This window comes from Paenibacillus sp. JT31N17 (genome assembly GCF_056269255.1).
Map to the genome: position 1 here is coordinate 1,369,042 of NZ_JBWDNP010000001.1, position 11,854 is coordinate 1,380,895.

Sequence of the window (11,854 nt, forward strand, 5' to 3'; positions counted from 1 at the left end):
ATAAAGTATTTAGTTTACAAACCAAATTTATCCTGAGTCATTTACTTTGTCAAGATTTTTCTTTACAATGTGGAGCATGCAGGTACCGTTCGGAAAACAAGTCATTGGAGGCAGTTCCATCATGAGTAAGAAAGATCAGTCATCCGTAACATCCACCCGGAGAGCGATTGTAACATTGCTGAAACAGTACGGGCCTATGGATGCCATTACATTAGCGTCCAGGCTGACATTGACGGGGATGGCAGTGCGTCAGCATTTATATGAGCTGCAGTCCCAGCAGGTTGTTGAATATGAAGAAGAGGCCCGGCCCATGGGCAGGCCGGCCAAGATATGGAAGCTGACATCCCAAGCCAATCTCTGGTTTCCAAATGGGTACCAGCAGTTATCGGTCGGCTTGCTTGGCGCCATAAGAATGTCATTCGGGGACGAGGGAATCGAGAAGGTACTGGAGTCTCAAAATCATGCAAAAAAGATTCAATACCAAGAGCTTATGTCCGGTGCAGCCGGCCTGCGGGACAAGCTTCAAAAGCTGTTCACGATCCGCATGAACGAGGGATATTTTGCCGAGGTTCAAGAGCTTGAGGATGGCAGCTTTTTATTTGTGCAGAAGCACTGCCCAATTCTGGAGGCCGCCGCCGTATGCAATGGTTTTTGCCGTAACGAGATGGAACTCTTTCAATCCGTGCTGGGAGACCATGTGCAGATTGAACGGGTTGAGTATCTTTTATCAGGCGGCAGCCGCTGCGCTTACCGGATAACGGAATTGCATAAAGAGGTCACCTCATGATGATATGAGATTATGAGGAGGGTAGCATGCGATTTGAGGAATATCAAATTAACCAATGGTTAGAGAATATAACAGCAGAAGAGCAAGCTGAAATCAAAGGTGCATTCAGCATGCAATATGACGTCAATATTGGACTTAAACCAGAGGAACTGGCCTCTTTGAACATGGAACTCCTGCTCCCGTTAAGAGATTTAATCCGCGGAGTCGTGCTGACTAAGACGAATAAGCCGAATAAGCCGAATATGCAGGAAGTTTATAACTCTTTGCGTTCACGAAAACTACCACGTAGAACGGAGTTTGGAGCCGTTAAGGACTCGGATGAATGACTGAAGTAGGATCGATACTATATGTTCAGAAAACTTGAATATAGTATTTTTGGATTAATATATAGGTCCCAAATGTCAGAACGGCTCAATCGCAAAATGATGCGAAGCGAGCCGTTCCTGGTTTGAGTGCAGCTATTTAATATAGTTAATCAATTACAATCATTTGAAATATGACCTGAGCATACTTTACATAGTTGCACGCATACTAGCTTTGGGGGGCGAAACGAAGCGGCAGGCTCTTTACGCCATGTACGATAAATCCGCGTGCCGGCTCCAGCGGCTCCGTGTTTTTCCGGGCAAGCTCCGGCAGTCGGTTCCTCACCGCTGTCAGTGCGACTTTGGCTTCCAAACGGGCGAGCGGCGCTCCGAGACAAAAGTGGATGCCTTGACCGAAGGCCAAATGCGCGTTGGATTCCCTGGATATATCAAAACGGGCAGGTTCGTCAAACTTTGCTTCATCCCGGTTGGCAGAGCCGATCCATGCCACAACGCGGGTTCCTTGCGGAATCGTTTGGTCCCCGATCTGCACATCCTGTTTGGCGGTCCGAAACATGGCCTGCACAGGAGAACGAAAGCGGAGCACTTCTTCAATGGCATTGGGCAGCATTTCCGGCCGGGATACAAGCTTGTCCCACTCAGCCGGATGGTCCAGGAAAGCAAGAACGGCATTGCCAATGAGATTGGTGGTTGTCTCATTACCGGCTACCAGCAGCAAACGGCAAAAAGACAGGATGTCCGATTCCGACAGATGAGAGTTTCCTTCTTCTGCTGCCAGCAAAGTGCTGATCAGATCATTTTGAGGCTGGACGCGGCGCTGTGCGATGATGTCTTTGAAATAGTCGTTCATCTCCATATGTGCCTGACGGGAGCCTGCTTGGCCGCCGCCGATTATGGCATCGGCACCTGCCACGATTTCATCCGACCATTCCTTGAAACGGTCACGGTCTGCGGCAGGCACTCCCAGCAACTCAGCTATCACAATAACGGGAAGCGGATAAGCAAAGTCCCTGATCAGATCGAGTTCGCCAGTATTGGCTTTTTTATCCAGCAGCTCATTAGCAATCTCTTCGATTCTTGGCTCAAGAGCGGCGACGGCTTTTGGAGTAAACGCGCGATTTACTAAAGAACGCAGGTCGGTATGCCTTGGAGGGTCCGTAGTAATCAAGCTGAAACCTTCTTGCTTTTGTTCAGATGGTTCTGCAGCCTTGCCTTGGACACTTGGTCCCGAGGAGAAATGGGCATGGTCGGTCAGTACCGTTTTGACGTGATCATAGGTAAACACGGACCATAACTGAAGCGACTCCATATACGCGACGGGTTGATTTTTTCTGAACATCTCATAAACAGGATACGGATTTGATAAAAACTCAGGAGATAGTAGATTAATCATAATCGGACACCATCCTTTGAGAAAGTTTCTGACAACTAGGAATATACAGGAAAGTATCCGGAGATACAAACTTTAGAGCATGAGGAGCTTCGCGCTGAAGCATTCTTCCCTATCAACTTGGCATCGATTAACCAAATATATTCCTTTACAGGAATATTCCATTTAGGGTATATTGTAAACAGGAATTACCGCTGCTTTGATTAATCTTGAATGGAGGAATTTGAAATGACTGAAAGCCGTGCAGCAAAGAACATGACAGCGAAAATGGAAGATAACGAACTGGTAATCACACGTGTCTTTAATGCGCCTCGCGAGCTTATGTTCAAAGTATGGTCCGAGGTTGGGCATCTGAAGCACTGGTGGGGACCGAAGGGATTCAAATGGGGTTTCGCTGAACTGGATTTCCGTCCGGGCGGTTTTTTCCATTACAGTATGCAATCCCCGGATGGTTACCTAATGTGGGCCAAATTTATTTATCATGAAATTGAGGCACTGGAGAAGATCGTTTGGGACAACTGTTTTTCGGATGAGGAGGGCAATATTGTCCGGCCGGATTTCAGCGATCAGTTCCCGCTGAAAATACGCAATGTTCTGACCCTTGCGGAAAATGGCGGCAAAACCACCATTACCCTGCGGGGCGGCCCGATCCATGCAACCGAGGAAGAACGAAGCTTCTTTGCAGGTATGTTTGAGTCCATGAAGGAAGGCTTCGGCAATACTTTCGATCAGCTCGATGAATATCTGGCGAAGATTTGACGGGAATTCATTAATATCCCGAAGGATGAAGGTAAACCATTCTTTCAAATAAATCGCAATAGAAGAGGAGCTAGCCCTAAGGCAGCTCCTCTTCGGTTTATGAATAGACATACGCCAATTGCTTATACCGTGCAGGAAGGTAGGAGAAAATAGGGGGAAACAGCATAGGGGAGAGGTCAGGCAATCACAAGACCGCCGTCAACCGCGATGATTTGTCCCGTGATCCAGCTTGCCTCCGGAGCGGCCAAATTCACAATCCAGCGTGCTACATCATCCGGCTCGCCACGGCGGCCGAGCGGGATAGCCTGGCGCTCCTGCTCCTTGACGGCATTGATTTGCTCATCGGAAAGTCCCATCCGCTCGCGGAGGAAATCCGTCTCGACCGGCCCGGACGCAACAGCATTCACGCGAATGCCCTTCGGGGCGAGCTCAAGCGCCCAGCAGCGCGTCAAATGCTCCAAAGCTGCCTTGCTCGCGGCATAAAGCGACAGCCCGGCAGCCGCCTTGCTTCCATAGGTACTCGACAAATTGATGATTGTGCCTTTCGTTTCTTCAAGGTACGGGATGGCGGCAGCGGCAAGCAGTGTTGGGCCGGCGACATTGACGTTGAAAATATCGGATATCGATTTTGCATTTGCTTGGATAAGCGGCTGGAGGGCGCCGCCACCTGCGTTGTTGACGATGACATCAAGGCGACCCCAATGTTCGATGGCCGCTGCGACCGTCCGGGCAGCCGAATCCGGATCGCCTGCATCCGCCGCAAAACCCTTAATGCCGGGGTTGCCGGCCGATATTTCTTCCAAAGCAGCTTTTCGCCGCCCGGTGATGAGCACCTTGGCTCCCTTTGCAGCAAACAGCTTTGCCGCTGCAAGTCCGATACCCGCGCCGCCACCTGTGATAATAACAACCTTGTCTTCGAGTATATTCATAAGATTCTCCTTCAGTTTTAAATTTTTAACGCACCGTTTGACCCATAGTCCAATCAAAAGGGGATTCCGCTCAATTCCGGCGGGCAGTCCGAGCTGCGTCTAAAACAACTTTTTCAGCAGTCCTTTTAACTGCTCCTGTTCTTCTATGGTGAGCTTGCTGCCAACATTCCGGGTGATCGTCTGCTCATAAACAGGCCATACCTGCGATATCACATCATGACCCTCGGATGTTAAACTGACAAAAATTCGTCTCCTGTTGGAGGGGTCGAATTCTCTTTTGATCCGGCCCGCTTGCTCCAGCGCATTTAATAAATTACTTATATTGGCCCGTGTAACAGCAAGATCGTCGCTTAATTCGGAAGGGAGCATCGCTTTTCCTCCAGACTTCAGCGCCACCAGCAAGCACCATCGGCCGAGCGTCAGCTCGAAGCTCCCCAGCTGCTCCTCCAGCTGTTTGACCAGATGGTGATTGGTCTTATAGAGAGTCAAAAAAACATCAACCGACATAACCGGCTGTTCAAATGGATCCCATTTCCCGTTCATATAACCTCCCCGCAGCCTGTCGCACCAAGCGGATTTTCCAAATTGCGTGAAGCGGACTCGCATTGTACCGCATGCCGCTCAATAGTTAACTGTTTAACTATTAGCTATTTAACAATAATACTTTACCTGTTCCCTGTCAAGCTGCCTGCATTGTCCGTGCAGCTTCGGAGCGGCTCGAAGATTCAAATCGCTGCCCCGGGTGGAGAGTGGACAGCTGCAATAAGCGAATGGACAGTGAAATAACATCAGAAAAGGATTTATTATGGAAAGGTGGAATCTTTTTATGTTAACTTTATTTTTGAAAGGAGGGTTATCGTGCCTGAGTAAAGAGACTCATAGAAATTTCGTTTGTGTCGGAATTTGTAACGGAAGGGAATGTGATTCGCGATGCTTCGTCGTCCTTTGCCAATATTCGTGCAGCTGCTGGCCGGGATTTTCCTCATTTCCGTTCTTGTAATCGCTCTCACGAATATTCTGAATTACCGCCTGACCTCCCAGGTGATGCTTAACCGGATGGCGGATTACACCCAGCAATCAGTCGAGCAGCTCTCGGATAAAATCGATGTGCTGCTGGCTCAGTATGATCAGTTATCGCAGCTTGTCGTGTTTGACGACCGTGTCCAGCAAACATTGAACGAAGCAGGAAGCGGGAAGCGCGTTGCGGAAGATCCGATCGAATTCAGCAGGTACATTGGCCAGAAAACGCGGCATATCGCAAACGGCATGCTGATTCATCTGTTTGACAGAAGCGGTCATGGATACTCCTCAACGGATTCGCTGCAGCTGTTCTGGCGCGAATATGACGAAGCATCCTCTGTAACATGGTACAGCAAGATGGCCCGCATGGACGGTAAAATGCTGTGGGTGTACGGTCCCGCATGGAGGGACGGTGAAATCCCTGCCATCATCGGGGCGCGCAAAATCAAGTATACGAAAGATCTTCATATCATCGGCGACCAATTCCTCGTTTTTCCTGTCGATAAATTGAACCGGATGATCGGGCAGACCGTTCAACCGATCGAGCGCAAGGTACAGGTGATGGATCCGCTCGGCAACATCGTCTATTCTACGCAATCGAGCGAAATAGGTACGGCTGCCGATACCGGTCTGTTCGCCAAATTCGCCGACGGAGGACCTCTGTTCTTCGATTGGACTACCCGGGAAGAAGGCGAGCAGATGTATGTAACCTACGCTAAGTCCACCTATACGGGCTGGACAACGATTGCTTATTTCCGGAAAGAAGCGGTGTACAGCGACACCTCGCAAATCTGGATCCACGCCCTGCTGACCATCGCCGCAGGCACGGCTGTCGCCCTTATTCTGGTCGCTTATTTCACATGGACGCTCACCAAGCCAATCCGCTACCTCGCGCTCGGGATGAACAGAATCGGCAGACATGCGGTCCATCCGGTGAAGATGCGGTTTACCAGCAGGGAGATATCGCTTTTGTATGCCAATTACAACCAGATGGTCAACCAGCTGAAGACGCTGATCGAACGGTTGTCGGAGCAGCAAATCAGCGTGCAGCGGGCTCAGCTCGTCGCGCTAAAAGCGCAGTTCCGTCCGCATTTTCTGTATAATTCGCTGAATTTGATCTATTGGACTATCGAGGACGGACGCGCCGAGGAGGCTCAGGAGATGACGCTTGCCTTAAGCGATTTGCTTCGTTACAGCATTCATCCCACGTCGGATATGGTCATGCTCAGGGATGATCTGGATCAGCTGGAGCGGTACCTGTTCCTGCAGCGTTCCCGTTACGGGAGGGTCCTGCAGGTGAACGTGGAGGTCGAAGAAGGACTCGAGGAGCAGCGGGTGCTCCGCCTCATGCTCCAGCCGCTTGTCGAGAATGCGATCCGGCACGGGCTCGAACAGAAGGAGCATGGCGACTGGCGCATTCGCGTCTGCATTTGCCGAAAAGGCGACCGATTGCTTTGTGCGGTGGAAGACAACGGTACGGGATTGGATGCGGATGCCATGAAGAGGCTGGAAATACGGGTTCGTCAGAATCAGATGCCCGAGGGAAAAGAGGGCGGCATCGGCCTTTCCAATCTGCACAGCCAGCTTCAATCCTTCTTCGGGGAGCCTTACGGTTTAAGGCTTTTTGCCAGTCCGCTTGGCGGGCTTGGAGTCATTCTGTCGCTCCCCCTTGACAAGGCCAAACCCGCATCGGTGTGGAGCGATTTGCTTGGAGGTGACGTCCGTTGAGCAGACATTGGCTCATTCTGCCTTTTCTGATGACGGCGTTCATGATCGTCGTTTGTTCCTGTATGCCGCAGACATCCCTGCCGACCATCAAAGCGCATCCGGACAAGACCACAATCCGCATATGGCTTTGGCAGGGCAGCGGCCTGGAGTCTCTGATTCAAGCCTATAAGGACAGTCATCAGGGGATCGATGTGGAGATTGTCACTTCCCAATACGACGACATTCAACCGAACCTGATGATCGCCTTCGCAACCTGGTCCGATTCGCCCGATCTCGTCCTTCTGGATTCGTCGCAAATTAACCAGATGAAGAATTTTCCCGCATATTTCCATAATTTATATGAGTACGGCGATGAGCATGTCCACTATCTGGATTGGAAATGGAGGCAGGCGGAGAGTGATGACGGCAGCTTTTTGTTTGCGCTTCCGGCCGACATCGGTCCTGTCGCTCTTGCCTACCGCTTTGATTTGTTTGCAGCCGCAGGCTTGCCCGCAGGCCGCACGGAAATTACAGCCATGCTTGGCAGCTGGGACGATCTGGAGCGGCTTGGGATCGCGCTCAAAGAGAAGTCGGGCATCCCGCTGTTCGACAATTTGACCAATATTTATCTTTCCTATTTGAATCAATACGTACAGCCGCATTCAGATAAATCCGGAAATGAATCCGTTGCCCGGTTCAAGGAAGCGTGGGACCGGACGATCCGGTTTCATAAGCTCGGTTTGAGCGCGGGGCTGCAATCCCAGACGCAAGCCTGGGCAAGCGGAGCGGTGAACGGACGGTTCGCCGCCGTTCTGGGACCATCCTGGGTCCATGGGCTGATGAAGAAGAATGCGCCTGCGACTGCCGGCAAGTGGGATTTGGCACGGCCTCCCGGCGAACCATCCAACTGGGACGGGACATTCATAGCCGTGCCCGCCGCAAGTCGTTATCCGCAAGAGGCGTATGAATTGGCCCGGTGGCTGACTGCCCCGCCACGGCAGCTCGATAATTTTATCCAGAACGGAAACTTTCCGTCAACCCCGGAATCCTACGCATCCTCCGATTTCATCGGGATTCACGATCCTTTTTTTAACAACGCGCCGACCGGCCAGATCTATTCCTATACCGCACTGCGTTATAAGGGCGGGTTTGAGGATGCGGATATGACCATGACGGACCGGCTCATCCGCGATGCGCTGCAGCGGGTGGAGACTGAAGGAGCAGACCCTGATCTTATGTGGGAATCGGTCATGCGGGAAGTTGGCAGCGACACAGGCAGCAGCAGGAATTAAATGGATAAAATATACCTTTACAGCGGGAGAGATGGCCGTGTTTACGATAATGGTTGTTGACGATGAACCGAATGTACGGATGCCCGTGTGCCGGATGCTGTCGCAGCTCACAGGCGTGGACAACGTCCTGGAAGCAGGCGATGGGGAGGAAGCGCTGAAGCTGCTGGATCAGCATGAAGTGCAGCTGATCATTACCGACATCCGCATGCCAAGAATGGACGGACTGGAGCTGGCAGGGAGGGTGAAGGACCGGTTCCCGAATTCGCAATTGTATATACTAACCGGTCATGCGGAATTCGACTACGCCCTGAAGGCGATGGAGCATCAGGTTGCGGGGTACTTGCTCAAGCCGCTGTCCAAGCAGAAGCTGCTGGACGTGTTCGACGCTGCGTATGCGAAATACCGCGAGCGCTATCATGTCCATCAGGTGGATACGATCCGCAGCAGCGCGCTGCTCGAGAAGCGCATCCACGACCTGCTTCATGACCTTCCGCTGCCCAAATTCGACGAGAACCTGATTCCACCCTTTGAGCAGATATCGCTCGTTTCCTTCTCCACCAGGGATCTTCAATCGCTGGGAGAACCGTCCGTCCGCTATTTCATCAGGAACAGCGCATACGAAGCGTTCGGCAAGCTGGGCGTACCGGTGGTCTGCCTTGAGGAACGTCTGATTACCATTGTGCTGTTCACAGCCCGATTCGACCGGGAGTTATGGGAGGAGCTGGTGAACGAGACGGTGCTGTGGATTCAGGAAAAGCTGCGCATTCCGATCAAGACAGGATATGGCGGTCACAGCAGCGACATCGGAGATATCGGTATGATGTATGTGCGCTGCGTGGTTAACCTGGGATTTACCGAGCTGTCGAGGCGCGGAGCAAGCGAACGGCTGGCTCCCATTGTCCGAAGCCTGATTGCCTATATTCACAAGGAATACGCAGGCAGCGCGCAGCTTGCCGATTTTGCCCAGACGCATCAAGTCAATGCCAATTACTTAAGCAATCTTTTTCATCAGGAGACAGGCATGACCTATTCCCAGTATTTGACTCATCACCGCCTGATGCAGGCGAAACGGCTTCTCCGCGAAAGCAATCTTAAAATATACGAGGTATGCGAACAGGCGGGATACCGGGACCCTGCGTATTTCAGCCGCATTTTTAAAATGGCGGAGGGCATGTCGCCGAACGATTACCGTCTGTGTGCATCACTTTCCCAACATTAGTACCAGAAAACGAAGATTACTCATCTATCCCCGGAATGGGGCTGGCCGTACACTATATGTAAGGGCTTACTTTAGGCGGTCCTACCAGAAGAAGGGAGAATCAGTGATGAAGGGAACAAGGTATTTCAAAACACTCTTGTTGATTGTACTACCGCTGATGCTGGTACTCAGCGCTTGCGGAGGAAGCGGTGACAGCGTCAACAGTGGAACAGATGCTTCCACCGGCAGCACAGGAGGCGACAGCAGCAAGAAGGTCAAGCTGCAAATGTGGTTTTGGCAGGGAGCATCCTTCGAGAAAATTATTCCGGAATTCAACAAGCTGCATCCGGATATTGAAATTGTCCCGCAGATTTACAAATGGGAAGACGCGCACAAGAAGCTTCTGACCGCAATGTCCGCCGACTCGGGAGGCCCGGATATCGCAATGATCGATATCTCGCAGCTGGACCAGTTTCTGAAATATCCCGACAAGTTCTATGACTTGAACGAGTTCGGCGCATCCGATCTGAAGGATGAATACCTCGAGTGGAAATGGAACCAGTCGATCGTCGGAGACAAGCAGCTTGGCTTGCCGACGGACATCGGTCCTATGGTGCTGTACTATCGGGCGGATCTGTTCGAGAAAGCGGGACTGCCTTCCGCTCCGGAAGATGTCTCCGCGAAGATCACGAACTGGGATGAATTCCTTGAGGCGGGAAGAACGCTGAAGGAAAAGACGGGCGTAGACATGCTGTCCAACCCGTATGAGCTGTACGGCGCGATCCGCGACCAGGGCGATGAGCTGTATTTTGATAAAGACGACAATATGATTATCGATCAAAATCCGCAGATCAAGAAGGCGCTGGAGTATTACATCAAAGCCCGCGATATGGGCATTGCCGGCACTTATGACCAGAAGAACGCCCTGCAGGAATATTCCGCAGCGCTTAATTCGGGGAAAATCGCCACCTATATTTCGGCGGCTTGGGGACGCGGACATGTCGAGACGCGAGCGCCCGATACGAAAGGCAACTGGCGTGCCGCGAAAATTCCGGAAGGCACCGGCAACATGGGAGGCTCGTTCCTGCTCATTCCCAAGCAGAGCAAATATGCCGAGCAAGCTTACGAGGCCATAAAATGGATGCTCTCCCCTGAGCAGCAGCTGGAAGTGGCCAAAATCTCCGGAAACTTCCCTTCGACGCCTTCGGTCTACGGCGATAAGACGTTTACCGAGCAGGGCTTCGATTTCTGGGGCGGGCAAAAGCTTGGCGTATTGTTTGCAGAAGTCTCGAAAGATGTGAAGGTGCAGCGTAAAGGACCGAATTATCAAACGGTGGAAGATATCATCAACGACGGGATGCAGGCGGTCACGGTCGGCAAGTCCGAGGATCCCGAGAAAGAATTCTGGGCGCTCGTCGAGAAAGCCAAGACAAAGCTCAAGAACAAATAAGGTTATCCATTCCCCGAACGCGGCAAGATCCTGCTTGTTCTTCCATAGCAGCCGCTTTCGGGGGAACCCCTGAAAAAGATAGTAGGGTTAAGGAGGTGGGGACGTGAAAGGATTCAGATCATATTTGGCTTCCTATCTGATGATTTCACCGTTCTTTATTCTATTTCTCATATTCGGACTGTTCCCGATCCTGTTCTCGCTTTATCTCTCGTTCCATGCATGGGACGGGCTTGGCACGATGGAGTATGTGGGCTTTCGGAATTTCAAAAATCTGCTGTCCGACGATCCTGACTTCTGGAAGTCGGTCGGGAATACGTTTGTCATCTGGTTTCTTTCTACGCTGCCGCAGCTGTTCCTTGCGCTGGTGTCCGCGTTCCTGCTCAATGCGGCTTTCATGCGGTTTAAAGACTTCTTCCGCGCCGTATTTTTCCTGCCGAATATTACGTCTATCGTTGCCGTTGCGATTATCTTCGGTTCTTTTTTCGGCACGCAATTCGGCCTGATCAATGGACTGCTCGGCATCATGGGTATTCCGAGAATCGATTGGATCAACGATACATTCTGGGTGAAAGCCGCGATTGCCCTGATGGTCATCTGGCGCTGGACGGGCTATAACGCAATCATCTATCTGGCAGGTCTGCAGGCAGTGCCAAACGATCTGTACGAAGCGGCAACAATCGACGGCGCAAGCCGCACACAGCAGTTTTTCAGGATAACGCTGCCGCTCCTGAAGCCGATCATCCTGTTCACCGTCATCCTTTCGACCATCGGCGGCATGCAGCTGTTCACCGAGCCGGCGATTCTGGTCGGCAATACCGGCGGAGCGACGAAGGGAGGGCTTACGCTGGTGCTGTATCTGTATAACCAGGCGTTCGGCAACCAGTTGTTCGGCTACTCGTCGGCAATCGCATGGGTGCTGTTCCTCCTGATCGGCATCTTCTCCTTCCTGAACTGGAAATTCATTTCGAGGGGAGAGAGCATGTGATGGATGCAAAAGCT

11 protein-coding genes are annotated in these 11,854 nt (G+C 51.6%); 8 read left to right on the plus strand and 3 right to left on the minus strand.

Annotation, left to right across the window (positions count from 1 at the left end; translation table 11 throughout):
- Positions 1-121 precede the first annotated feature (121 nt).
- Positions 122-787, plus strand: coding sequence for a helix-turn-helix transcriptional regulator (locus tag AC0YOB_RS05815; protein ID WP_475791960.1), 666 nt, complete (start codon positions 122-124; stop codon positions 785-787).
- A gap of 26 nt (positions 788-813) precedes the next feature.
- The gene (locus AC0YOB_RS05820; RefSeq protein ID WP_475791961.1) at positions 814-1,113 is read left to right on the plus strand and encodes a hypothetical protein; all 300 of its coding nucleotides are present in this window, start codon (positions 814-816) and stop codon (positions 1,111-1,113) included.
- Positions 1,114-1,318: 205 nt separating this feature from the next.
- Here AC0YOB_RS05820 and AC0YOB_RS05825 read toward each other — a convergent pair whose 3' ends face one another.
- Positions 1,319-2,503, minus strand: a complete 1,185-nt coding sequence (locus AC0YOB_RS05825) for a cytochrome P450 (RefSeq protein ID WP_475791962.1) — start codon at positions 2,501-2,503, stop codon at positions 1,319-1,321.
- A 225-nt stretch (positions 2,504-2,728) separates the two neighbouring features.
- Here AC0YOB_RS05825 and AC0YOB_RS05830 point away from each other — a divergent pair, with 225 nt between their 5' ends.
- Entirely contained in the window at positions 2,729-3,259 is a 531-nt protein-coding gene (locus tag AC0YOB_RS05830; RefSeq protein WP_475791963.1) for an SRPBCC domain-containing protein, read from the plus strand.
- A gap of 176 nt (positions 3,260-3,435) precedes the next feature.
- On the opposite strand, the gene AC0YOB_RS05835 is transcribed toward AC0YOB_RS05830, so the two are convergent.
- Complete coding sequence (locus AC0YOB_RS05835) at positions 3,436-4,188, minus strand: SDR family NAD(P)-dependent oxidoreductase (protein WP_475791964.1); 753 nt, start codon at positions 4,186-4,188, stop codon at positions 3,436-3,438.
- 99 nt (positions 4,189-4,287) lie between these two features.
- Positions 4,288-4,731: a MarR family winged helix-turn-helix transcriptional regulator gene (locus tag AC0YOB_RS05840; protein ID WP_475791965.1), complete on the minus strand. Its 444-nt coding sequence runs from the start codon at positions 4,729-4,731 to the stop codon at positions 4,288-4,290.
- Positions 4,732-5,118: 387 nt separating this feature from the next.
- On the opposite strand from AC0YOB_RS05840, the gene AC0YOB_RS05845 reads away from it, so the two are divergent.
- The 5 genes from AC0YOB_RS05845 to AC0YOB_RS05865 all read left to right on the plus strand — a co-directional run bounded on the left by AC0YOB_RS05845 (position 5,119) and on the right by AC0YOB_RS05865 (position 11,840).
- On the plus strand, positions 5,119-6,936 hold the full coding sequence (locus AC0YOB_RS05845) for a sensor histidine kinase (protein WP_475791966.1): 1,818 nt from the start codon (positions 5,119-5,121) through the stop codon (positions 6,934-6,936).
- The gene (locus tag AC0YOB_RS05850) at positions 6,933-8,207 is read left to right on the plus strand and encodes an ABC transporter substrate-binding protein (protein WP_475791967.1); all 1,275 of its coding nucleotides are present in this window, start codon (positions 6,933-6,935) and stop codon (positions 8,205-8,207) included. The genes AC0YOB_RS05845 and AC0YOB_RS05850 overlap by 4 nt, the downstream gene beginning before the upstream one ends.
- 37 nt (positions 8,208-8,244) lie before the next feature.
- Positions 8,245-9,426: a response regulator gene (locus tag AC0YOB_RS05855; protein ID WP_475791968.1), complete on the plus strand. Its 1,182-nt coding sequence runs from the start codon at positions 8,245-8,247 to the stop codon at positions 9,424-9,426.
- Positions 9,427-9,532: 106 nt separating this feature from the next.
- Positions 9,533-10,855: an ABC transporter substrate-binding protein gene (locus AC0YOB_RS05860; RefSeq protein WP_475791969.1), complete on the plus strand. Its 1,323-nt coding sequence runs from the start codon at positions 9,533-9,535 to the stop codon at positions 10,853-10,855.
- 139 nt (positions 10,856-10,994) lie between these two features.
- Positions 10,995-11,840, plus strand: a complete 846-nt coding sequence (locus tag AC0YOB_RS05865) for a carbohydrate ABC transporter permease (protein WP_475792316.1) — start codon at positions 10,995-10,997, stop codon at positions 11,838-11,840.
- Positions 11,841-11,854: the final 14 nt, after the last annotated feature.